A 23,066-nucleotide genomic window follows, 5' to 3' on the forward strand; every position below is an offset into this window, starting at 1 on the left:
AAAGGCGCTTTACGCAACCGCGACAAATCCCAAAGGGATTTGCGCTGGACGCGGGGTGGAGCAGCCCGGTAGCTCGTCAGGCTCATAACCTGAAGGCCGCAGGTTCAAATCCTGCCCCCGCAACCAAATCTTCCCGATCTCGAAATACCGCAGGACCCGGCTATCGCCGGCGCGAAGACTTCATCTTCGCTGGCGATGGTAGCTCGTCGTTCGCAAAGCTCACCATAACCTGAAGGCCGCAGGCTCAAATCCGGCAACCGCAACCAAGCGAGACTTGCAAGCAATTCCATTCAGGTTGCTTCATAGAAAGCTCCTCCGGATATGCGTCGAGGAGCTTTTTTTGTTTCTGCACCATGTCAACTTCACCAGCCTCAAACCGCTCAAGATAATCGTGACGGGAGTGAACAACGAAACGGCGCTTCAAGCATCGTTGTCCCTTCCATCCCAGCGAGAATGCTCGCAATTCATCCGTGAACCGCCAGCGACGCCGGTTAACGGGCGGCAGTCTTGTTGATGAAGGGCTGCTTCATTGTGGTGTCCGCTTGCGTAGATAAAGCAGTAGTGTGTCGACGATCTTCAATAACCGTGTCCGGATAGATCTGGTCCCACAGCGTCGTTTGACGCGCTACTGCTGGTCGATGTCTTCGAGACGAGCTTTGATCATTCGGCGATGTAATGCCTGAGTCTGACCGAGATACAGTTCGTTTGCACCTACCGGACCAAATGTGAAACTGTCGGACGGTTTTGCATCAGGTAGTATATTTCCATCGTCGTTCGGATGATCTCTTCCCGCCTGTCATCCAGCACCTGGTGACCCTATGCTCGACCACGCTTGCAGTCGACCAGAGACATGACCGTCCCACCTGCCCGAAACAGCCTTACAAGGCGGTACGTGGTTGCTCGACTTATTTCGAGCTCGGTCGCCGCAATGTCCTATTTCCGACGTCATTTTGGCAGTCCGATACTTCAAGGACTCCCGGATAGGTTCCGCGTCCGGACACGCTTCATCTGAAATAGCATGCGGACTACCTCCATTGCGGAGCAATATAACGGAGGGTTTCCGGTGAGAAGTCGCGGAATAGCTGAGAGACTAGCTTTCGAGTTGCTTCATTCGAAGCTTGCTTAGCCTCCGGCGTTCGAGCCAGGCTGCCCCTTGCAGCGCCACAAGGATGACGATGACTCCGATAACGACGCGAACTTGCGGGACCTCGTCAAAGAAGATGTAGCCGGTGATGGTTACGCAGACGATCGACAGGTAGCCGACCGGCGCCAGCACGCTCGCATCGGCGATGCGATAGGCCCGGAGGAAGCAATATTGCCCGATCTGCGCCAGAAAACCGATGCCGAGGAGTGGCAGCCAGTCCAAGGTTGCGACCGGCTGCCAGGTGAAGGCGGCGGGGATGGCGGTGATCACGGCAAGCCCGACGGTATAGAAGACCATCATTACGGTCGTGTTTTCGTCCTTTAGCGCGCGGGTCTGAATGATCGCCAAAGAGCCGAAGATGACGGATATGAGCACGACCAGCACCCCGGCATCGAAACTCGACGTGCCCGGCGCCATCACGATCAGCACGCCGACGAAGGCAAGGGCCGCACCGACCCAGCGGACGCCGCTGACCGTCTCGCCGAGCATGACGACCGCCATTGCCATGGTGACGAGCGGCCGAGAGAAACCAACCGCATTTACCGTGGCGAGCGGCAGCATGGTGATGGCGAGGAAATTGCTGGTCAGCGCCACCGCATTGCAGGAAATGCGGAAGATATTGCGCCAGGGATGCTTGATACGCGACACCTCCACCCGGTGATGCCAGATCAGCGGCAGGATGAAAAGAAGCCCGATCATCGCCCGGATGAACACGAGCTGGAAGGCCGGATAGCTCGCACCTTGTGCCTTCACCAGCGCTGTCATGCCGCCGGAAACAAGCACCATGTCGAGCAGCAGCCAGCCGATCGCGATGCGGGCGTTTGCCGGCCGCGTGGCTCCCGTCGCTGGCGCGACGTCGACGCTCACGCCGCCTGCACGAGGTTGGCCATCAGCCGGAAGGCGCCGGGCACCAGCTTGTCCATCTGGTGATGCAGCACGAGGCTGGTATGGGTATGCCGCCCCTTGCCGATTGCGGCGGAGATCAACGCACCCTTGAGGGGCTGCTCGTCGGGATCGTGCACGGCGAGAAGCGGCTCGTAAGCATCATCCCAGCGAGAAGCGAAATAGAGGCCGCGCTCCTTGTCCCATCCCTGCCAGTCTTCGGGGCAAATGACGTTCGGACCCTTGAGGAGGATATGATCCGGTGCAAGCACGGTGACTTCCGAACGCGGATCGGTGACGCGCCAGCGCAGCGACGGCGAGCCGATCTCGATGCGGCGTACCGGCGTTTCCATTGGATCCCAGCCATCGCTTGGGCGGTGGTAGAGGGTTACGAGATGGCCGCCATTCTCCACGAAGCGATGCAGGCGCTCGGCCGCGGCGGCGAGATCCTTGCGGATGCCGAATGCGAAGATACCGACGACGATGGTGGAAAAGCGCGACAGATCGCCGGAGAGCGCGGCCGCATCGAGTGCGGTGACGTCGAGGCCCATGCGGGTGAGCCACAGGCCGACCCGGTCGGCGCCGCCGCCGACATAACCAACGCGTGCGCCTTCCGGAAATTTCAGGTCGAGCGACAGGATTTTCAGCGTCGCCGGAGCCCGGAAGCTGGCGCGGCCGACATGGCGGTAGGAGATCGGCGTGACCTCGAAGGCCGGGCGGCCGTCGATCTGCGGCTCGATTTCGATCAGCCCCGATTGGGCTGCGCCCGTTGAGCACGCGATCCAGCCGCCGTCACTCTTTTTCATCGTCCAGCCGACGGGCGTCTTGAAGGAGACCGGTGCGTTCGCGCCGCTGATATCAGCCTTGATTGCCCATTCGGTCTGCTTGGAGCCGAGCGGAACGAGCAAGGCATCGGGCAGCAGGGTCAACGACTGTGCCGGCGCGACGGCGAAGGGTTCAGCGAGATCATAGGTGCCGGAGACAGTGCGGCCACCGATCTCTGCAGAAACGTTCACATGCGCGTGGCCATTGCCGCCAAGCGCTGACCAGCCGGGCAGATAGAGGCCCGTCAGCGGAGCGTCGGACGCGGCGGTCAGTGCGAAGATGCGTTCATGGGCAAGTGACCGGATGGAGGAGGAGACGCATTCCGGAAGGACCGGCAGAACCTCCACCTTGCGGCCGGAAGCACCCTCTCCGAGTTCGACGGTGAGCGTTGCAGCGCCACCCGGTGAAATGACGGAAGGATCGGCATAGGCGCTTTCGAAGATCGCCGCCGCATCGAGGATCGCCGCATCGACTTCCGCCTGCTTTCGGACCAGCCGGTGGCCGTGCAGGGCCATGAACTCTTCCGGCGCAGAGGAGGCCACGATATCGAGCCAGCATGCAGCTTCGGTCAGCGCTTCGACGATCGCATCGCGATCCGGGAAAGCCGAGATCGCCACGGCGATCGCGCTGTCTGCTGATCGCAGAGCCGCGGCGACATTGGCGGGCAGGCCGGGAAATTCGGCGAGCGCGGTCAGCGAAGCGGACAGGCCCTCGAGAACGGATTGCTCCATATTGGAGCCTGCGGCGGAAAGCTTCAGGTGTAGCGGCCAGGCCTTCTGTGCCTGCTTCGGCCAATGCCCCATGCCCTGCGAGGCATGGTAGTAGCGCGACCATTCGCCGATGCGACCGTATTCGGCGCCGGTCGCCGGCTCGCGGCCCTCGGCCAGAACCGTTACGGTTGCGTCTGGCGGTGGGACCTCGTCATCATAGGTGCTGCCGCCGCCAGACCAGGCCGGCAGGTAGTATTTGGTGACCCTCCAGGGCTTCAGGCCTTTGGTGAAATGTTCGGGATAGGCCTTGGGATCAGCAGCGAGGCCAATCGCCGTTTCGGCGGCGCGGGTCATGGCGCGGTGATGGCCGTGCTGGCCAGGTACGTCGAGGAAGGTCGGAATGACGATGTCCGGCCGCTCCATCCGATAGGCGCGCACCAGACGCTCCACGACACGGGCCTCGCCCCAGCGGGTGAATGTCGCGTCGCCGTCCTTGGAAAAGCCGAAGTCGTGCACCGGATCGGCGGGGCCGTGGCCGAGCCAGGTAATGTCCGAATCGATCGTGTGGGCCGCCGCCTCCAGCTCGCGGGAGCGCAGAACGCCGAGCGGACCGAGACGTTCCGGACCGAGTGCATTCTGGCCACCCTCGCCGCGCGTCGAGCAGGCTATGATGACTCGCATGCCGAGGCCGAGGCGGAACCAGGCGAGCATTTCGTTGCGCTCGTCGTCCGGATGGGCACCGGTATTCATCATGGTGACGGTCGATTTCAGCCGCGAAAGCTTGCGGTGCAGGCGGATGAGCGACGGATCCGCCATCTGCCGTTCGATGCGTTCGCGGGCTGTCAGCATGAAATTCTCTCCCCATAGCTCATGCAGGGACACCGGCAGCGGCCGCAAGCGAGGTTTCGAGCTTGGGCGTCACGATGTCGAAAAACGGCAGGGACGCCGCGCCAAGCGCTGCCGTCAATTGGCCGGTTTTGCCGCGCAGGACGCGCGGCAGATCGCGCTGCCTTCGGCTTGCGACCGAGGTCGGCAAATTGCCCATTCGGATTATGATATCGTCGATGATCGCATCCGGCAGCGCGCCGCCGAGGATGACCGTCTGCGGGTCGAGAATGTTTTCCAGCATCGCGACCATCGGCCCGAGATAGGTCGCCGCCTCGTCGATCCATTCCTCGGCGACCGGATCTTCGGCCCTGTGCAGCCGTTCAAGATCGCCGAACTCACTATCCGTGATGCCGGCGCAAGCGAGTTTTTCCTTCAACACATAGACGGAAGCATAGCCTTCCAGGCAGCCAAGCTGGCCGCAGGAGGGACAGGCACGGCCTTTCGGCACGACAGTCACATGGCCGATTTCGCCAGCATTGCCGAAGGCGCCGCGGTAGGGCACGCCGTCCTGGATGATGCCGAGACCGACGCCGACGCCGAAATAGATCATGCAGAAGTTCGAGATGGTCAGGCCGGCGCCGAACAGGCGCTCGCCGACGGCCGCCGCCGTTGCGTCGTTTTCCACAACCACCGTGTGACCGCAGGCCTCGCTCAGCGCCTGAGCAGCGTCGATGCCGGCCCATCCGGGCAAGGTCGTCGGACCGACCGAGGTCATGCCGTCGATCTCAAACGGGCCGGGCATCACGACACCCGTGCCGAGCAGCCGGGCGCCGACGGACTTCTCGACGGCGGAAAGCTCCGACGTAAATGCCGAGAGAATGTAGTCCGGCGCCGTCTTCCTGAGAGAGGTGATCCGCTTCGCCCGAAGCCTGCCCGACAGATCGAGGGCCACCGTGACCATGTGATCGGCGGCGATCTCTACGCCGATGGTCGCGGCGCCTTCGGGGTTGACCGCGAACTGGATCGGCGGTTGGCCACGGCCCGAACGCAGGCGACCCATCTCCATCAAAAGCCCTTCTCCGACCAGCTCGTCGACGATGTTGGCGACGGCCTGGGATGTGAGATGGGTGAGTTTGGCAATGTGGGCGCGACCTAGTGAACCATGCCTGCGCACCACATCCAGTACGACGCGCCGGTTGTGGTCACGGCTTCGTTCGGGATTCTTCCCGATGGCCACCGGGTACGTGCCGATCGTGTGTATCGTCATCTCGGTGAGTTCCGTTTGCCGGGAATTCATAACGCCGGAAAGCGCTTCCCCGCAATATAATAATTCAAGTAAATTATCTTATTGACAAACCGGCCCCTACAGGAAAGCGTAAGGAATAGTGATGAGGCCCAGCGGCCATCAGCGCTTCGGACGGGAGGGGCCGGGCAACTTCCTTCTTCCGCAAACAAAAAACGCACCGGACCGCCGAACAGCGCGGGCGGATGCAAGGGAACAATCAGACCCCAAGACCGGGAGACCCGGCGGGGCAAATGGAGGCTCACATGCGTAAGGCAACTTTGTTCGCCGGTCTGCTCGCCGGTTTCAGCGCGTTCGCGTTCAACAGTGCACAGGCGGTCGAAATCGAATACTGGCAGTATGTTTTCGACACGCGTGTGAAGGCGATGGACCAGTTGATCGCCGAGTTTCAGAAGGCCAATCCGGACATTACCGTCAAGCAGGTCACCTTCCCTTATGCCGACTACCAGACCCGCGTGATCGCCGCCAACATGGCCGGCAACGCGCCTGACGTCATGCAGCTCTTCTACGGCTGGCTCGACAAGTTCGTTGCCGGCGGCATCCTGCAACCGCTGCCGAAGGACGCTTTCCCGCAGGATAAGATCGAGAAGGACTTCTTCCCGATCGTCACCGCGATGAAGCGCGATGGCGAGTATTACGGCCTGCCTACCGCCGTGCGCTCGTTGGCGCTGTTCTACAACAAGAAGCTCTTCAAGGAAGCCGGCCTTGATCCGAACAGCCCGCCGAAGACGCTCGACGAATTCGTCGCCGCCGGCCAAAAGATCGCCAAGGTCGATGGCGCAGGCAATATCGTCGTTGCCGGCTCGACGCTCGACATGGCCGGTCAGGACCACCAGTGGTGGCGCGAAGTGCTGATCCGCCAGTTCGGCGGCGAGCCCTACAAGGACGGCGACACCAAGGTCAACTATAACGACGAGGCGGGCCTCAAGGCGCTCAACTTCTACACCAGCCTGCAGCTTGAAAAGAAGATCGGCAAGGCCGGCTTCATGGATGAAGGCCAGGCAGCCTTCCGCGGCGGCAAGGCCGGCATGACGATCGACGGCACTTTCCGCCTCGGCGCCTTCTCTTCGATCAAGGATTTCGAATGGGGCGTCACGGAACTGCCGGCCAATGCCCAGGGCGTCCGCTCCAACTATGCGAGCTACTTCGCCAACGGCATCAGCTCCAAGACCAAGGGCGAGGAATTGGAAGCCTCCAAGAAGTTCCTGGCCTACCTCACCTCGCCGGAAGCCATGGCGATCTGGCTGAAGACGGTCGGCGAACTGCCGGCGCTGCGCTCCGCGGCGCTCACGGATGCCAACCTGAAGGACCCGATCTATTCGCCGTTCCTGAAGGGCCTGGAATATGCCCATACGACGCTCTTCAAGGATGAGCTCGGCCAGCGCCAGAACGCGATCGACATGGTCAACCGCGTGCTGCTCGAAGGCCAGTCGACCAAGGATTCGCTCGCTCAGGCTGCTGAAGCCGAGCAGGAAATGATCGACGCGGCCAAGCCGTAATCCTTATGATCCAGTCAAGTGGAGCTGTCCATGGCAGCGGTTGAACAACAGGGGGCGGCGCCCGGCCGCCCCAATTCCGGTAGTGGCTTGTCCATGCGGACGAAGCGGCTCCTCTGGGTCTGGAGTTTCCTGGCGGTCCCGATCCTGTTCTACGCGATCATCCGCTTCTATCCGACCTTTCAGGCCTTCTACCTGTCGCTTACCAACTGGGATCTGGTTCGGCCGCCGAAGCTCGTGTGGTTCGCCAACTACATCAAACTCTACAAGGACCCGCAGTTCTGGAAGGTGTTCAGGAACACTTTCGCCTATCTGATCGTCGGCACGCCGGTGAGCCTCGTGCTGGCTTTTACCATCGCCTATTTCCTGGATCGCGTGCGCTTCATGCACAATTTCATCCGGGCGCTCTATTTTCTGCCGTTCCTGACCACCGCCGCGGCGATGGCCTGGGTCTGGCGCTGGTTTTATCAGCCGCCGCCGATCGGCATCATCAACGACGTACTTGCCATGATCGGCATTCCGCAGCAGCCGTTCATCCGTTCGACGGACCAGGCGCTCTATTCGATCATGATCACCGCCATCTGGGCCGGCCTCGGCTTTCAGATCATCATCTTCATGGCTGGACTGCGCGCCATTCCGAACACGTTCTACGAGGCGGCGCGCATCGACGGGCTCGGCGAATGGGCGATCCTGCGCAAGATCACCCTGCGGTTGTTGAAACCCACGACGGTCTTCCTCGTGGTCTTCTCGTCGATCGGATTTCTGCGCATCTTTGACCAGGTCTATAACATGACCACCAACGATCCCGGCGGGCCGCTCGGCTCGACCAAGCCTCTGGTGCTGATGATCTATCAGACCGCCTTCAACTCCTATGCCATGGGTTACGCCGCGGCGCAGACCGTGGTGCTCTTCACCATCCTGCTGATCGTCTCGCTGCTGCAGCTTTGGATCCTGAGGGAAAAGAAATGAGCGACGCTGCAACTCTGCCCTCTCCGCTCTACAAGGCCAATATTCGCCCCGGCCGGATCATAGCCTGGACGCTGCTCTTCATCGGCGGCCTGATGATGATCTCGCCGCTGCTCTTCATGTTCTCGACCTCGTTCAAGACGGCGGACCAGGTCTATGACCTGCGGCTTATCCCGACAGCCCCGACGATCGAGAACTATATCAAGGTGCTGGCGGACGGGCGCTTCATGCGCTGGTTCTTCAACTCCATGCTGGTCGCGATAATCGTCACGCTCTCCAACTGCTTCTTCGACAGCCTGGTCGGCTATACGCTTGCCAAATTCGAGTTCCGCGGCCGCTATTTCGTCTTCCTGGCGATCCTCTCGACGCTGATGATCCCGACCGAGATGCTGGTCATCCCTTGGTATCTGATGTCGAGCCAGCTCGGCTGGCTGGACAGCTATTGGGGTATCATGTTCCCCGGCATGATGACGGCCTTCGGCACCTTCCTGATGAAGCAGTTCTTCGAAACCGTGCCGAACGATTTCCTCGAGGCGGCCCGCGTGGACGGCCTCAACGAATTCCAGATCTGGTGGAAGGTGGCGCTGCCGCTCGTCACGCCGGCGCTTTCGGCGCTCGCGATCTTCACCTTCCTCGGCAACTGGACGGCCTTCTTCTGGCCGCTCATCGTCACCACGAGCAAGGAACTCTACACGCTGCCGGTCGGGCTTTCGAGTTTCGCGGTCGAGCAGTCCATCCAGTGGGAAATGATCATGACGGGCGCAGCGCTCGCGACCATTCCCACGCTCCTCGTCTTTATCGTCCTGCAGCGCTACATCGTCCGCGGTGTGATGCTGGCGGGTCTGAAAGGATAATTGCCATGGCCGATATCAACCCGCGCCTTTCCGACACCAGCAAGTTTCCCGATCCGGTCTACAAGGAGACCGTTCTGCGCCCGCTTTTCGATGGCGCCAAGAACCATCACGTCGACGGTTTCCGGAAGATCGACCGAGCCCATCTCGTGATGCTGGTGGAAACAGGGATTCTCGACCCCGAGCTGGCGGGCAAGATCGCCAGAGCCCTGGTCGCGATCGACAAGGAAATCGATCCCTCGGCGCTCGTCTATAGCGGCGAAGTGGAAGACTTCTTCTTCCTGATCGAGAAGGAGTTGAAAGCCCGCATTGGCGTCGATATCGCCGGCCGTCTGCACACTGCCCGCTCTCGCAACGACATCGACCATACGCTCTTCAAGCTCGGCCTGAAGGAAAAGATCGATGCGTTGATGGAAAAGGCGCGAAAGCTGCTCGCCGCGATGATCGATGCTGCCGACCGCCAGAAATCCACGCTGATCGTCGCCTATACGCATGGCCAGCCGGCCCAGCCGACGACCTTCGGCCACTATCTCTCGGCGGCGATCGAAATCCTGATCCGTGACATGGAGCGCTTCGCGGAAGCCCGGAAGATCGTCGATCTGTCGCCCATGGGGGCGGCCGCGATCACCACGTCCGGCTTCCCGATCGACCGGGCCCGCGTCGCGCATCTCCTCGGTTTCTCAGGCCCGCTCAGAAATTCTTATAGCTGCATCGCCTCGGTCGACTACACGACCTCCACCTATTCGGCGATCGAGCTGATGTTCCTGCATCTTGGCCGTCTCATCCAGGACTTCCAGTTCTGGACGAGCTTCGAAGTCGGCCAGATCTACGTGCCGAACGCACTCGTGCAGATTTCCTCGATCATGCCGCAGAAGCGCAATCCGGTGCCGATCGAGCATCTGCGCCATCTCGCCAGCCAGACGATGGGCCGGGCGCGGACTGTGCTCGACGTGATGCACAACACGCCGTTCACCGACATGAACGACAGCGAGGGCGAGACGCAGGGCATGGGATACGAAGCGTTCGCCTCGGCTTCGCGCGTGCTCGACCTGCTGGCCGCCCTCATCGGCCAGATCAGCATCGATCCGGAGCGGGTGGATCAGAACATCCGCCGCTCCTGCATCACCATCACCGAGCTTGCCGACTCGCTGGTGCGGATCGAAGGCCTGTCCTTCCGCGAGGCGCATGAAATCGCAGCCGCGACGGCAAAGAGCGTCGTCGCCGACAAGGGCAGCCTGACGGATAACGGCTACGAGCCGTTCCTGAAGGCATTCGAACACCTGAGCGGCCGAAAGCCCTCGGTCGATCTCGCCAAGTTCAAGGAGATCGTCTCGCCGGAGCATTTCGTCGCCGTGCGCGGCCGCTTCGGCGGTCCCGCGCCGGAGCCGATGGAGGCAGCGCTTGCGAGCTACCGCGACAAGCTCGCCGCATTCCAAGCCGACGCCAAAAAGGCTGCCGAGCACGAGGCGGCGGCTGCCGCCGAACTTACGGAAAAATTCACCGCGCTTACGGGAGCCCGCTGATGGCGACGATCGAGCTGGAAAAAATCGTCAAGCGCTATGGCAAGGTCGAAGCCGTCAAGGGCATCGACCTGTCGATCGCCGACGGCGAGTTCGTCGTCTTCGTCGGCCCTTCCGGCTGCGGCAAGTCGACGACGCTGCGCATGATCGCGGGCCTTGAGGAAATCTCCGGTGGAACGCTGAAAATCGGCAGCAGCGTGGTCAACGAGCGCGAGCCGAAACAGCGCAACATCGCGATGGTGTTCCAGAACTACGCGATCTACCCGCACATGACGGTGCGCCAGAACATCGGCTTCGGCCTCTACACCTCCAAGCTCAGCAAGGCGGAGAAGGACAAGCGGATCGAGGAAGCCGGCAAGGTACTCGGCCTCGAAGCCCTGCTGGATCGCCGACCGGCCGCCCTTTCCGGTGGCCAGCGCCAGCGCGTCGCGATCGGCCGCGCCATGGTGCGCGATCCCTCCGCCTTCCTGTTCGACGAGCCGCTCTCGAACCTCGATGCCCAGCTGCGCTCGCAGATGCGCATCGAGATCAAGCGCCTGCACCAGCGGCTGAAGACCACGACGGTCTACGTCACCCACGACCAGATCGAGGCCATGACCATGGCTGACCGGATCGTTGTGATGAGAGACGGCCATATCCTGCAGGTCGGCACCCCGTCCGAGCTCTATGAAAGCCCGGTGGACGTGTTCACCGCTCGCTTCATCGGCAGTCCTTCGATGAACCTGATGCGCGGCAAGCGGAACGGTTCGGGCGTCGAGACCGCGACCGCTGGCGACCTGTTGATCGGGGTCCGGCCGCACGACTTGGTTGCGCACAAGGATACGGCGAGTGGCAACGGATTTGTCGTCACCGGAACGGTCACCGCGGTCGAGCCGCTGGGGCCGGAAACACTGGTGCATCTCGACATCGCCGACACCTCGATGATCGCGACTGCGCGGGAGAAATTCGTGCCGGCAGTCGGCCGCCGGCTAACCTGCGAAGCAGCGCCCGGCAACCTCTATCTCTTCGACGCCAGGACAGAGAAGTTTTTGGGCCGTTCATGATGATGCATGCCGAGACAAGATCCGCGGTGCTCAGCATCGGGCGGGTCTACTGCGACCTGATTTTCACGGGCCTCGGCCATCTGCCGGTGCTGGGGCGGGAAACCTTTGCCGAGGGCATGGAGATCGCGGCCGGCGGCGGCGCATTCATCGCTGCGGCGCATCTGGCGCATGCCAGGCGGAAGGTCGCCCTCGTCTCGCGGCTCGGCAGGGACTCGCTTTCAGCAAGCGTCGAGGAACAGGTGTGTGAGAGCGGCGTCGATCTTCGGTTCGTGGAACATGCGCAGGATGCCGGCCCGCAGGTGACGGTCGCCGCCGTCGTCGGCCAGGATCGCGCTTTTCTCACGCGCCGCGCCGGCCCTGCCTTGCCGGCGACGCTGGACGCGGCGCTCGACTGGGACGAGGCGCGGCACCTGCATATCGCCGAATATGCGACGCTGCATGAAATCCCCGACCTCGTTTCCCGCGCCAAGGAAAAGGGCCTGACCGTTTCGCTTGACCCGAGCTGGGATGCGACGCTGATCTACGACCCCAGCCTGCTGCGAGCCTGCGCCGGTATCGATCTGTTCCTGCCCAATCTGGAAGAGGCGGAAGCGATCACCGGCTCATCCGACCCGCAGGTGGCAATCCGCAAACTGTCGCTCGCATTCCCGACCGTGGCGCTGAAGGGCGGGGACCGTGGCGCGTGGCTTGTATCAAAGGGCAGGCTGCTGCATGCGCCTGCCGAAACCGTGCCTGTCATCGATACGACCGGCGCTGGTGACGCATTCAATGCCGGCTTCATCAATGCCTGGCTGAACGGTGCAGCGGAGGAAGCCTGTCTCACGGCCGGCATCCGTTTCGGTAGCCTAGCAGTGCAGGCGCCCGGAGGCGCCAAACTTCTAACCACGAACGACTAGGCTATGGCGTCGCCATTGGCAGCGATACGGTCGCGCCGGCGAGAACATCCGTTGGATTGGACTGTTGTTCGAGCCTTGAAGATTATGCCCTGCGAGTATGGCCACTGGCGCCGTCACGGGGCTCATCCATGATGGATCGGCGCTCGATCCAGCAACGCTGGCCATGCCGAATCGTATCCACTGGTTGAGAAGGCGCAGGCTTTGTTAGGCAAGCCGGTAAGGAATTAGCGGCATCGTGAAGTACGGGCGGCTGGCTCTTTTTGTAATGCGGTTCGTATTCTATCAAAACGCTATTACAAGTCTCCGTGCAACCAGCCCCCGCAACCAAGCACAACTATCATATCCAAAAGCCCGCCGCTTAGGCGGGCTTTTGGGTTCCAGGTCGCGGTCAACGACGCGTCAAGGGGCGCAGCAAGGCAAAGCCGACGAAGCCGGACAGAAAACCGAGGCCAGGGCCCGCAACCAGTCATCGATACCAAAAAAAGCGCACCTAACCGCCGGCTTGCGCGAGTTTTTAGATGCTCTCGCCGATTGGCGATGTTCGTTCCGCTTATTCATTGGGGACGTTCTGAATTCCCAGACGAAATACTACTGCCGTCGCGCTTTCCTAAAGGACAATACCGAAATTGTTATCTCATACGTAGGATTAGGATGCTGTGAATATCGGTCGCGGTTGTAACAATTTGATCGGACATTTGCAAAAATCGAGCAGAACGGTTTAGATGTGCTTCGGGGATCGCGAGGGGAAGTGCAGTGAGCATTCCGCATGGCGTCTATAAATACCGTTCGACTTCGTTTTTTCAACGGTGCCGGCGGGTCATTCTTTGCGCCACGCTCGTTTTGTCTTCCGGATGCGGCGGACATCCAAAGGATGTGTTGGTGCCTGTTGCGGACTCCTCGCCCGGCTCCAGCCGCGTGAACATGCTGATTGCGACGACGCGGGCGCTCTCCACCAATCGCGGCGAGATGTTCACGGGCGAAAGAGCCCTTGCTCCAGCCTTTGCCGACATCACCGTTTCAATACCACCTGCAGGCGTGCGCAAGGTCGGCGACGTCGCGTGGCCGAAACGGCTTCCGTCAAACCCGGCGACTGATTTCGCAACCCTGAAGGCAGACGAGATCAGTATAGAGCAGGCAAAGACCTGGCTTAACGCCGCCGTCCGCAAGAGCCCTGATCACAGCGCGTTCGTGTTCATCCATGGGTTCAACAACCGGTTCGAGGACTCCGTCTACCGATTTGCGCAGATCGTCCACGATTCAGGCGTCCACAGCGCGCCCATTCTAGTGACATGGCCATCGCGGGGCAGCCTGCTCGCCTATGGATACGATCGCGAAAGCACCAACTATACGCGCAACGCCCTGGAAAAACTGTTTCAGTATCTGGCGAACGATAAAGAGATAAAGGAAGTCTCCATCCTTGCGCATTCGATGGGCAACTGGCTGGCCCTCGAAGGCTTGCGCCAAATGGCGATACGCAACGGCGGGCTGCCACCAAAATTCAAGAACGTGATGCTTGCCGCTCCGGACGTCGACGTGGACGTGTTCCGCTCGGAGATTGCGGACATGGGCAAGCAGCATCCCCGCTTTACATTGTTCGTGTCGCGCGATGATCGCGCGCTTGCCTTCTCGCGCAGGATCTGGGGCGACATCCCCCGGCTTGGATCGATCGATCCGGAGCAGGCTCCCTACAAGGAGGAACTCGAAGCCAACAAGATCGCCGTGATCGACCTCACCAAGGTGAAGGCCGGCGACAGTCTTCACCATAGCAAGTTCGCGGAATCTCCAGAGATCGTCCAGCTCATCGGCACGCGCATTTCCGAAGGCCAGACACTGACCGACAGCAGGATGGGTGTCGGGGACCAGCTTATTGCCGGAACGACTGGAGTGGCTGCAGCCGCTGGCAGTGCGGCAGGTCTCATTCTCGCGGCCCCGGTTGCGGCAGTGGATCCGGATACCCGAGCCCACTACGCCGATCACTTGGCTAGCATGACCGGGCAGACGAGCGGGCAGCAAAGGGCGGCACCGAAGTGCAGTTCGAGCGGAGCGGCATCGCAGGGACGAGCGTGTGCCGCGACGCAGTGATGATGGGCGGAGGGCCAGTGGCCCCAGATGAAGGAGAAGTTGATGACGATGGCGCAGACATACCTGAAGCTTGGGTTCTCGCTGACCCTGGCGGCATTGGCGTCCACGGGGGTACAGGCGGCCGATGTATCGCCTCTCCTGACGCAGGATCCAAAGCCTGCCGAAGCCGCGGATGGCTGGACGTTCTCAATCGCTCCGTATTTCTGGATGGCCGGGCTATCGGGTGATACGGCACAGTTCGGGCTTCCCACAGTGCACATCGATGCCGATTTCGGCGACATTCTGGACAATCTCGATTTCGCGTTCATGGCGGCGGGCGAAGCCCGATACGACCGTTTCAGTGTCATCGGCGATGTCATCTACACGAAGCTGTCTGCCAATGGCGAAACGCCGTTTGGCGTATTGGCGAATGATGTCGATGTCACCGCGAAGACGTTTGCCGGGCTTCTTGGCGCCGGCTATTCGCTCCTCGAGGGCCCGTCGGGGAATCTCGATATCGTCGGCGGTATTAGGGTCTGGTCGGTTGACACGGAACTTTCGTTTAATGGCGGCCTGCTCAACGGCCGGGATGTCAGCGACAGCGCCACATGGGCCGATGGTGTGGCCGGCTTTCGCGGGAAATATTTCTTCACGCCGGAGGTCTATCTGACCGGATGGGGACTGGTCGGCGGCGGCGGAGCCGACATCGACTGGGACGTCGCCTTGGGCGTCGGCTACGATTTCAACAACTGGATTTCAGCCATTGCCGGATATCGAGCGCTCGGAGTTGATTATAGCGATGATGGCTTCGTTTTCGACGCTGTCCAGCAAGGCCCGATCCTCGGGCTCGCGATAAAGTTCTAGCCACGCGATCAAGGCGCGGTTTGCTTCGAACTCGAATTCGACCGGATGTTCCATCCGCGATTTTGCGGAGGCCAAGGGCGAGGCTGAATGCTCGCAAAAATCCGACGACCCCGTCGCGTTGCGCCCAGTATGTCGAGCTGTTTGAGGCATTGACGAACGAGCTCGAAGCAACGATCAAGTCCGCTCGGATGATGCGGCATTGTTTCCAACGATCTGATGGCAGAATTTAATAGATCGATTGGCTGTCCATCGTCGGTCTACTGTATGTTACTGTTAAATACGCTGTCGTTTTCCGTGCCCTGACCACCTTGTCATGTGACGGCTAGGTCGCAATATCGGGATTGCGTCATAAATAGCTGTGGACCAACTGTATGAGCGCACTGGCAATTGGCGGAATGGTCTTCGTTTGTCTCGGTGCGGCGGCCGGGTTCGGAATGCTCATGCGGTTCCGGCTGCCGCAGCATCATCTCAGCGTTGACTCTCGGGATGTAATCAAACTCGCGACGGCTGTCGTCGGCACGCTTTCGGCACTGGCGCTTGGGTTCCTGATAGCTTCTGCAAAGACGACTTTCGACGATGCTGAAACCGAGCTTCGAACATCGACGGCGAGAGTGCTTCTCCTCGACCGTGTCATGATTCACTACGGCCCGGAAACGGCGGAGGCTAGGCGACTGCTTTCACAACTCGTGGAATCGCGGTTGCAAATCAACTGGCCTGCCGCCGCTGATGGCGCGGGCCATCAGAGCCGCGATGAGATCAGCATTGAGCCTATCCAGGACCAATTGAGATCACTGAAGCCCGGCACTGACGCCCAACGTTTGCTGCAAGCCCGCGCCATAGAAGTCAGCGGGGACATTGCCGAGGCCCACTGGCTTGTGGTCGAGAGTGACGGCGAGAGCCTGCCTATTGCCTTCCTGGTCATTCTGGCGTTCTGGCTCGCACTGCTGTTCTTCACATTCGGTCTGCTCTCGCCGGTCAACAGCACCGTTGTCTGCATGCTGATCGTCTGCGCGCTGTCTGTAGGAGGTGCGGTATTCCTAATCATCGACATGGCTCATCCCTACCTCGGGGTCATCCAAGTTTCCGAGGAACCGTTGCGGAATGCGCTCAGCCGATTAAGTGCGCACACGGGGGCGTAGTTGCCGACGTTTGTTACCGTAACATACGTTGATTGTCGTTCGCTTTTGGCGATCATCGACGAATTACGGATGTCGCGACGAGGCGACGCCGTCGATACATGCACCTATGAAGCCTGCGCCATCACGACACGATGCATAGATAGCTGAATTCTGCTCGGGATTGGATTTTCGTGGGTCAATTAGGCTTCTGCATTCGGTGGCGCAATGCTCCTTACGTTCCTCTACCAAGAAGCGCCCCGTCGATCCCAGCCATCCCGCGGCAACCGACAACCGCAGGAGGCAACTGATCAAACTTGGCCTCGTGAAGTAATCACCTTAATCAGACGGAGATGAGGACGATGCGCATGTCTACGGGGAAAGCCTACTTGTTCGCCTCTACCATGCTGGCCTGCGCTGCGACGTCCGCTGCCGCTCAGGAGAGGCAGGCCTATTTCGGCGAAACGCACGTCCACACCGGTTGGTCGTTCGACGCCTACATCTTCGGAAACACCAAGAGCACGCCGGCAGATGCATACAGGTATGCCAAGGGAGAGACCATAAAGCATCCGCTTGGCTACGACATCAAGATCGATACGCCGCTCGACTGGATGGGCGTCACCGACCATTCCGAATATGTCGGGACCGTCGCGCTTGCGAACACGGCGGGTTCCGCGATCAGCAAGCTTCCGATCGCGCAGAAGCTGATCGTGAAGGATCCGGCGGATATTACGCGCATCTACCTCTGGCTAGGAGGTACGATTGTCGATAAGAAGCCGATCGAGGAACTGATATCCCCTCAGGTCGCCGGCTCCGTCTGGAAGCAGAACGTCGATATCGCCGATCAGGCGAACGAACCTGGCAAATTCACGGCCTTCTGTTCCTACGAGTGGACCTCGACGCCGAATAACCGCAATATGCACCGCAATGTCTTCTTCCGCGACTGCGCCAAGGTTCCGGAGGTACCTTATAGCTCGATTGATTCAAGCGATCCGTCGGACCTTTGGAATTGGATGGATGGCCAGCGCAAGGCAGGCAGCGAGCTTCTGGCGATTTCTCACAATGCCAATCTCTCCGACGGTCATATGTTTCCGACGGACATCGATGAGAAAGGCCGTCCCATCGATGCTGCCTGGGCAGCATCGCGTGACCGCAATGAACGGCTGAGCGAGATCAAGCAGATCAAGGGAGCGTCGGAAACCCATCCGACGCTTTCACCAAACGACGAGTTTGCCAATTTCGAAATTCTGACCTATCTGCTCGGTGATCCCGCAGGCCGCTTCCCGACGATCTCCGGAAGCTACATACGCCAGGCTCTCAAGGACGGCCTCTCGATGATGGAGGCGCGGGGCTACAATCCCTACAAGACAGGCTTTGTGGGCGGATCGGACTCTCACAACACAGGCGTGCCCTATCGTCAGGACAATTTCTACGGTGGCCATGCGCGCAATGATGGCGAGATCAAGCAGCGCATGTCGGGCTACGTGTTTGCAGGCCTCGATGTCAGGCTTGAGAACCCCGCTGGACTGACCGGAGTTTGGGCCGAAGAAAACACCCGCGCTTCGCTATTCGATGCCATGCAGCGGAAGGAAACCTTCGCCACGAGCGGTCCGCATATCAAGGTCCGGTTCTTTGGCAGTCCCAACGTAGTTGACGTGGGCAAGCCGGATTGGATTAAGGCGGCCTACGCAAGCGGCGTCCCGATGGGCGGAGACCTACCGCCGCTCGGAGAGGCCAAAGCGCCGTCATTTGCCGTTTGGGCAGTGAAGGATCCGACGTCCGGCAACCTCGACCGTATCCAGATCGTCAAGGGCTGGACAAAGCACGGACAAAGCTTCGAGAAGGTCTTCGACGTCGCCTGGGCTGGAGACCGTACGCCTGATGCCTTCAGCGGCATCGTCCCGCCAATCGGAAGCACCGTGAACATCTCCGAAGCCAGCTACACCAACACAATCGGCTCGGTCGAGTTGAAGGGGGCCTGGACCGATCCTGAATTCGACCCGAGCCTCGACGCGTTCTATTATCTGCGCACCCTGGAGATCCCGACGCCACGCTGGACCACGATCCAGGCAAAGGAACTTGGCATAGCGCCTCCCGACAACGTCGCGGCGACGATCCAGGAGCGGGCGTGGAGTTCTCCGATCTGGTACACGCCCACCCAGGAACTAAGGGCCGCCGCAAAAAAAGGCGTCACGGTTGCCGATCTGAAGCAGCAGGGGGCTTCGGCGCTGGATGACGCGGCACTCACCGACCTTGTCGTAGGCAAGTCTAGCTGGGTTAGGAACAACGTGACCGGCGAAGTCTTCAACATCACATGGACCGCCTCCGGCCAACGGCTCGTCGCCAACGTCAACGGAGCAATACCGAAGCCTAGCGAGATAGGTGATGTGTTGCATGGTGGCCTGACGGGATCCGGCACAGCTTACGCCATTAAGGACGGGGTCATCGTGACCACCTTGGGTAATGCGCCGTACGAGGCGACCGTCTACAAGCTCGGCGATAAATATTACGCCGCGCGTAGCAACGAGTTCGGCTACGCGAACTACGAGGTCGTGCCGACACCACAGACTCTCGATCCGTTGACACAACAGAAAGCGCCTTTCTGATGCGGTGGCGCGGTTCCATGGTCGGGACATCCAACGGAGGTTGACCGAATGGCAACGAAGTCGATGTTCAGCCAAACGTCGGTCCGGCTGCTTTTCAGCCTCTGCTGGTCGATGCTCGCTTTTGTCGGCGAAGCCCAGGCCTGTGCGATCTGTTTCTCTGGGCTTCTGGTAACTCCGGGACAAAAGCTCGACGCTGCAGACGAGGCCGTTTTGGCTGCTCCTTTAGCCAGCGGCCCGGGACAGTTCCGCATTGTCGAAATTGTGAAGGGGGATGGAGCTGTAGGCGACCTCATAGTTCAGCCCGGCCTGTCGGCCCAAGCCTCTGAGGCAGTGATGTCTATAGACGGTCTGACCGTCGACGATGAGGCACCCACGACGCTGGACGAAAAACCCCTCTTGCTTCTTCGTGATAAGGTGTCTGAGAGGTGGATGAGCCTCGGGGCGATGCGCGTCAACTATGCCGAATGGCTGCGACGGCTCGCGGAGACGAAGCGCAGCGGTGAGGGGCGCCCGAAGAGAATCTGGCCGCAATTGACGCTTGCATCGTCGTACCTGACGGACGAGGAATGGCGTGAGCGCGTTGGGGTTGTCGCGCCGCAACTCGAAAGCACTGAACCGCTCGTCGCCGAGATCGCATACGGGGAACTCGTGCGGGCTCCCTACGGCGCAATCCGACTTCTCAAGCCCCAGCTTGACGCTGCGAAGATCGCGACCTGGACCAATGATCCGAAACTGGCGTCCCGGCGTGCGGCATATACGCTGTTACTAGGCATAGCGGGCGGTCCGGACAGCGCGACGGAGCTCGAGCGGCAGATCGACGAAGCCCTGAGAACGCGGGATACGACCAACCTTTCGGCCATGCTTGCTGCTGATCTGGAATTGCGCGGCGCTTCACGCGTAAAATGGATTGAACAAACGTACTTCGCCGACCGACAGCGCACTCTGCCTGAGATCCAGGCCGCCTTGCTCGCGCTCAGTGTCCATGGCGGCGCAAAAGGTGCGGTGCCGCGTGCAAGGGTGATCGAGGCCTATCGTTACTTCATCAAGGCGCGCAATCCGATGGCAGGCTTCGTGGCCATGGAACTGGCCGATTGGGAGGCCTGGGACGCAACCGCGGACTATATTGCCGTCATCCGGGCGAAAGCGGTCAAGGATCCCGCCGAACAGTTTGCAATCCTGAGTTATCTCCAGCGCAGCCCACTTACTGCCGCCCAAGCGGGGTTGCGGCCCGTCGCCGAACAACACGAATAGGTGTCCGATGAAACTGCTGCCAATCGCGCCGGAGCCTTCGGGTGGCGGACACTACGCCCCGAAAACGAAATGGCAGCGGTTTCTCGGCGAGCCGCTCCTGCACTTCGTCATCGTGGGTGTTGTTCTGTTTGGAGCCTATCGCCTCGTCAGCCCCGAACCGGAAGAAAGCGTCGACCCGAAGAAAATCGAACTGACGAAGGATGATGTCCGTCAGCTTGCGGTGACATGGCTTGCGCAAGGGCGGCCACCACCGACACTGGATCAGTTACGTTCTCTCATGGATGAGAAAGTCACGGAGGAGATCCTATTCCGCGAGGCCGTCGCCCTTGGTCTCGATCGTGACGACCAGATTATCAAGCGAAGGCTGGCGCAAAAAATGGACTTCCTGGCTGCGGACCTTGCTGCGCTCGATGAGCCGAGCAATGCCGAACTCAAGGAATGGTATTCGAAGAACTCTGAGCGCTTCGCGCTCTCGCCGCATGTGAGCTTCCGCCATTTGTATTTCTCGTTCGACAAACACGGCGAGGCTACCCGCGAGGTTGCTGCGGCCGCTATCAGTGCCGTATCCGGCAAGCCTGCGGATTCGCCGGAGGTCGCGTCAATCGCCGACCCGTTCATGTTCCGGAACTATTATGGCGACGCAACGCCCGACCAAATGGCAAAGGAGTTCGGGCCTGAATTTGCCAAGGCGCTGTTCAACCTGAAATCAGGATCGTGGCAAGGGCCTGTTCAGTCCGGCTATGGCTGGCATCTGGTTTGGATCGGTTCGATCGAGGCCGGGCGCGTTCCGGCCTTCGAGGAGGTCGCCCCTGCTGTCAAAACAGCATGGATGGACGAGCGCTACAACGAGGTCAAGCGGACCGCGTTTCAGGAAATGCGTTCCCGCTACGTGGTGATCCTGCCCTCCGTTGTTCCGGATGATTTGCTGGGCCTGCAAATGCCTGCCGGATCCAACGATCAGCTCGAGGTCTCCGCGCAATGAGCCGCCGGATGCTGCTGCCCTTGTTGCTCTGGCCCTTACTCTTCAGCGGTATCCTGGCGGTAATGGCGTTCATGTCGAACGCCGCTGCCCACGAGATAAGGCCCGCCCATCTCGAGATCGCACAATCGAGTCCCAGCCGTTACACTGTCACGTGGCGAACGCCCATGCTGTCCGGCATGCGCCTGCCGGTCGTATTGCGGTTTCCGGACAGTGTGCGCAACGTGACGGTGCCAGCCGAGCGCAACCTGCCAGATTCGCTGGTTGAATCGCGGGTCATCGAGACCGAAGACGGACTTTCGGGCAAGCGGGTCGAGTTCGTCGGCCTTCAGGCAACCATTACCGATGTGTTGGTCCGGGTCCATCTGATGGACGGCTCCGTCTCGACCAGCATGGTCCGGCCCTCTCAGCCGTGGGTCGAGATCGCTGCCCGGCCGGCGCGCCTCGATGTGGCCAAGACGTTTGTCATGCACGGCATCGAACATATCCTGCTTGGCTATGACCACCTGTTGTTTGTCCTCGCATTGATGTTCATCGCACGTAGCTGGCGGGCACTGCTGCTGACCGTGACAGCGTTCACGGCAGCTCATTCGATCACGCTGACCCTTGCCACACTCGGTTTCGTGCATATTCCCGGACCACCTGTGGAGGCGGCGATAGCCTTCAGCATCCTCCTGCTTGCCGGTGAGATGGTCCGTATTCAGAAGGGCCAGGCCAGTCTCACGGCGCAACGGCCATGGATGGTCGCGTTTGCTTTCGGTCTGTTGCATGGGCTCGGCTTCGCTGGTGCGCTGTCAGACCTGGCGTTGCCAGCCGGGGACATCCCGCTCGCCCTGCTGTTCTTCAATGTCGGCGTAGAGATCGGGCAGTTGATGTTCATTGCGATCGTGATCTTTGCGGTTGGCCTGGTACGGAAGGTGAACTGGGCTCCGTATGTCGGTCGCGGTGCGTTTTTTGCAGCGACCTATGTAATCGGCACGATGGCATCGTTTTGGTTCGTAGAGCGTATTATGGCATTTTAGGCATCCATCCGATCGGCGGTAGGGCAAACTATCCGCACTGTCATATGTCCGATCGAAAGCGTCATCAGATTGCGTCATCTGACTTCAACCAAGATCGGCGCGACTTGAAATGTTACGAGATGCCGTGGATTCCTTCTGGCCCACAAAGCAGAAATGGTTCTCGCACACGCGATCCGACGGGTTCTTGATTTTAAAAGTCTCGGTGTGGTCAGGCCCCCGCAACCAAGCACAACGACCATAGCCAAAAAGCCCGCCGCTTAGGCGGGCTTTTGCGTTTGAGGCTAGCGGTCCTCACTGCGCTGGTGCGGGGTCGATGGCGATGCCCAGGGCGCGCAGGCCGCTGAAGAGTTTCTGCTGATCTTCCGGCCGTTGCAGGCGAAGCGCGATTTCCCGGCGGATGTTGCGCATCAGCTCGGGTGCGTGGACCTCCAGCCAATCCTGCTGCTGCTTGGCGTCGGCCGTCTTTCCGGCGGCGCCGAGGATCGACAGGAGCACGAGGCGATGCATGGGATTATATTGCAGATCGGACATGCGGGACCACAGTTCGGCGGCCTGAATGTCGTTCCTCATGAAGGCGCACAAGGCCATGCCGACCTCGTAATATCCCTTGGGGCCGGCGTTCTTGTTGACGGCGCTGGACACCAGCTCGCAGCCGGATTGCCATCTTCCGGACATCGCCAGCCGCAAGCCGTACTCACCGGCGA

The 23,066-nt window shown here is 60.5% G+C and carries 16 protein-coding genes, 1 tRNA gene and 1 pseudogene; 14 read left to right on the top strand and 4 right to left on the bottom strand.

What is annotated here, in order from left to right:
- Nucleotides 1–49: 49 nt before the first annotated feature.
- Nucleotides 50–126: transfer RNA gene (locus tag HGP14_RS33680), tRNA-Met, on the top strand.
- 964 nt (nt 127–1,090) lie between these two features.
- Here HGP14_RS33680 and HGP14_RS33685 read toward each other — a convergent pair.
- The 3 genes from HGP14_RS33685 to HGP14_RS33695 all read right to left on the bottom strand — a co-directional run bounded on the left by HGP14_RS33685 (nt 1,091) and on the right by HGP14_RS33695 (nt 5,656).
- Nucleotides 1,091–1,930, bottom strand: coding sequence for a DMT family transporter (locus HGP14_RS33685; RefSeq protein ID WP_168834144.1), 840 nt, complete (start codon nt 1,928–1,930; stop codon nt 1,091–1,093).
- 77 nt (nt 1,931–2,007) lie between these two features.
- A complete protein-coding gene (locus HGP14_RS33690; protein WP_168834132.1) occupies nt 2,008–4,410 on the bottom strand; it encodes a PIG-L family deacetylase in 2,403 nt (800 codons plus the stop codon).
- 19 nt (nt 4,411–4,429) lie between these two features.
- Entirely contained in the window at nt 4,430–5,656 is a 1,227-nt protein-coding gene (locus tag HGP14_RS33695; RefSeq protein WP_168834133.1) for an ROK family protein, read from the bottom strand.
- Between the two features lie 269 nt (nt 5,657–5,925).
- Here HGP14_RS33695 and HGP14_RS33700 point away from each other — a divergent pair, with 269 nt between their 5' ends.
- The 13 genes from HGP14_RS33700 (at nt 5,926) to HGP14_RS33760 (ending at nt 22,362) form a co-directional block, all read left to right on the top strand.
- On the top strand, nt 5,926–7,191 hold the full coding sequence (locus tag HGP14_RS33700) for an extracellular solute-binding protein (protein ID WP_205927447.1): 1,266 nt from the start codon (nt 5,926–5,928) through the stop codon (nt 7,189–7,191).
- Between the two features lie 30 nt (nt 7,192–7,221).
- Entirely contained in the window at nt 7,222–8,157 is a 936-nt protein-coding gene (locus HGP14_RS33705; protein ID WP_168834135.1) for a carbohydrate ABC transporter permease, read from the top strand.
- Nucleotides 8,154–9,008 (top strand): carbohydrate ABC transporter permease, encoded by an 855-nt coding sequence (locus HGP14_RS33710; RefSeq protein ID WP_168834136.1) that lies wholly within the window; start codon nt 8,154–8,156, stop codon nt 9,006–9,008. The genes HGP14_RS33705 and HGP14_RS33710 overlap by 4 nt, the downstream gene beginning before the upstream one ends.
- Before the next feature lie 5 nt (nt 9,009–9,013).
- Entirely contained in the window at nt 9,014–10,528 is a 1,515-nt protein-coding gene (argH, locus tag HGP14_RS33715) for an argininosuccinate lyase (RefSeq protein WP_168834137.1), read from the top strand.
- Complete coding sequence (locus HGP14_RS33720; RefSeq protein WP_168834138.1) at nt 10,528–11,568, top strand: ABC transporter ATP-binding protein; 1,041 nt, start codon at nt 10,528–10,530, stop codon at nt 11,566–11,568. Before argH ends, HGP14_RS33720 begins: the two co-directional genes overlap by 1 nt.
- Complete coding sequence (locus HGP14_RS33725) at nt 11,568–12,464, top strand: carbohydrate kinase family protein (protein ID WP_168834145.1); 897 nt, start codon at nt 11,568–11,570, stop codon at nt 12,462–12,464. Before HGP14_RS33720 ends, HGP14_RS33725 begins: the two co-directional genes overlap by 1 nt.
- 753 nt (nt 12,465–13,217) lie before the next feature.
- Nucleotides 13,218–14,546, top strand: coding sequence for an alpha/beta hydrolase (locus tag HGP14_RS33730; protein WP_409527121.1), 1,329 nt, complete (start codon nt 13,218–13,220; stop codon nt 14,544–14,546).
- A 42-nt stretch (nt 14,547–14,588) separates the two neighbouring features.
- Nucleotides 14,589–15,389: a hypothetical protein gene (locus tag HGP14_RS33735; protein ID WP_168834139.1), complete on the top strand. Its 801-nt coding sequence runs from the start codon at nt 14,589–14,591 to the stop codon at nt 15,387–15,389.
- Nucleotides 15,390–15,760: 371 nt separating this feature from the next.
- On the top strand, nt 15,761–16,528 hold the full coding sequence (locus HGP14_RS33740) for a DUF4239 domain-containing protein (protein ID WP_168834140.1): 768 nt from the start codon (nt 15,761–15,763) through the stop codon (nt 16,526–16,528).
- A gap of 344 nt (nt 16,529–16,872) precedes the next feature.
- A complete protein-coding gene (locus HGP14_RS33745; protein WP_246704744.1) occupies nt 16,873–19,110 on the top strand; it encodes a DUF3604 domain-containing protein in 2,238 nt (745 codons plus the stop codon).
- Nucleotides 19,111–19,158: 48 nt separating this feature from the next.
- Nucleotides 19,159–20,361 carry a hypothetical protein gene (locus tag HGP14_RS33750; RefSeq protein WP_168834141.1) on the top strand — a complete coding sequence of 401 codons (1,203 nt, stop codon included), beginning with the start codon at nt 19,159–19,161 and terminating at the stop codon, nt 20,359–20,361.
- Between the two features lie 7 nt (nt 20,362–20,368).
- Nucleotides 20,369–21,343 (top strand): peptidyl-prolyl cis-trans isomerase, encoded by a 975-nt coding sequence (locus tag HGP14_RS33755; protein WP_168834142.1) that lies wholly within the window; start codon nt 20,369–20,371, stop codon nt 21,341–21,343.
- On the top strand, nt 21,340–22,362 hold the full coding sequence (locus HGP14_RS33760) for a HupE/UreJ family protein (RefSeq protein ID WP_168834143.1): 1,023 nt from the start codon (nt 21,340–21,342) through the stop codon (nt 22,360–22,362). Before HGP14_RS33755 ends, HGP14_RS33760 begins: the two co-directional genes overlap by 4 nt.
- A gap of 291 nt (nt 22,363–22,653) precedes the next feature.
- Here the strand turns inward: HGP14_RS33760 and HGP14_RS33765 are convergent.
- A pseudogene (locus tag HGP14_RS33765) lies at nt 22,654–23,066 on the bottom strand (hypothetical protein); the annotation flags it as partial.

It is taken from the genome of Rhizobium sp. P32RR-XVIII (genome assembly GCF_012641395.1).
In the GTDB taxonomy this organism is placed as follows: Bacteria; Pseudomonadota; Alphaproteobacteria; order Rhizobiales; family Rhizobiaceae; genus Rhizobium.

Excerpts from the sequence above, each read along its gene's own strand:
- HGP14_RS33685 (WP_168834144.1), bottom strand. The coding sequence starts at position 1,930 with ATGGTGCTTGTTTCCGGCGGCATGACAGCGCTGGTGAAGGCACAAGGT.
- HGP14_RS33690 (WP_168834132.1), bottom strand. The coding sequence starts at position 4,410 with ATGCTGACAGCCCGCGAACGCATCGAACGGCAGATGGCGGATCCGTCG.
- HGP14_RS33695 (WP_168834133.1), bottom strand. The coding sequence starts at position 5,656 with ATGACGATACACACGATCGGCACGTACCCGGTGGCCATCGGGAAGAAT.
- HGP14_RS33700 (WP_205927447.1), top strand. The coding sequence starts at position 5,926 with ATGGAGGCTCACATGCGTAAGGCAACTTTGTTCGCCGGTCTGCTCGCC.
- HGP14_RS33705 (WP_168834135.1), top strand. The coding sequence starts at position 7,222 with ATGGCAGCGGTTGAACAACAGGGGGCGGCGCCCGGCCGCCCCAATTCC.
- HGP14_RS33710 (WP_168834136.1), top strand. The coding sequence starts at position 8,154 with ATGAGCGACGCTGCAACTCTGCCCTCTCCGCTCTACAAGGCCAATATT.
- argH (WP_168834137.1), top strand. The coding sequence starts at position 9,014 with ATGGCCGATATCAACCCGCGCCTTTCCGACACCAGCAAGTTTCCCGAT.
- HGP14_RS33720 (WP_168834138.1), top strand. The coding sequence starts at position 10,528 with ATGGCGACGATCGAGCTGGAAAAAATCGTCAAGCGCTATGGCAAGGTC.
- HGP14_RS33725 (WP_168834145.1), top strand. The coding sequence starts at position 11,568 with ATGATGCATGCCGAGACAAGATCCGCGGTGCTCAGCATCGGGCGGGTC.
- HGP14_RS33735 (WP_168834139.1), top strand. The coding sequence starts at position 14,589 with ATGACGATGGCGCAGACATACCTGAAGCTTGGGTTCTCGCTGACCCTG.
- HGP14_RS33740 (WP_168834140.1), top strand. The coding sequence starts at position 15,761 with ATGAGCGCACTGGCAATTGGCGGAATGGTCTTCGTTTGTCTCGGTGCG.
- HGP14_RS33745 (WP_246704744.1), top strand. The coding sequence starts at position 16,873 with ATGTCTACGGGGAAAGCCTACTTGTTCGCCTCTACCATGCTGGCCTGC.
- HGP14_RS33750 (WP_168834141.1), top strand. The coding sequence starts at position 19,159 with ATGGCAACGAAGTCGATGTTCAGCCAAACGTCGGTCCGGCTGCTTTTC.
- HGP14_RS33755 (WP_168834142.1), top strand. The coding sequence starts at position 20,369 with ATGAAACTGCTGCCAATCGCGCCGGAGCCTTCGGGTGGCGGACACTAC.
- HGP14_RS33760 (WP_168834143.1), top strand. The coding sequence starts at position 21,340 with ATGAGCCGCCGGATGCTGCTGCCCTTGTTGCTCTGGCCCTTACTCTTC.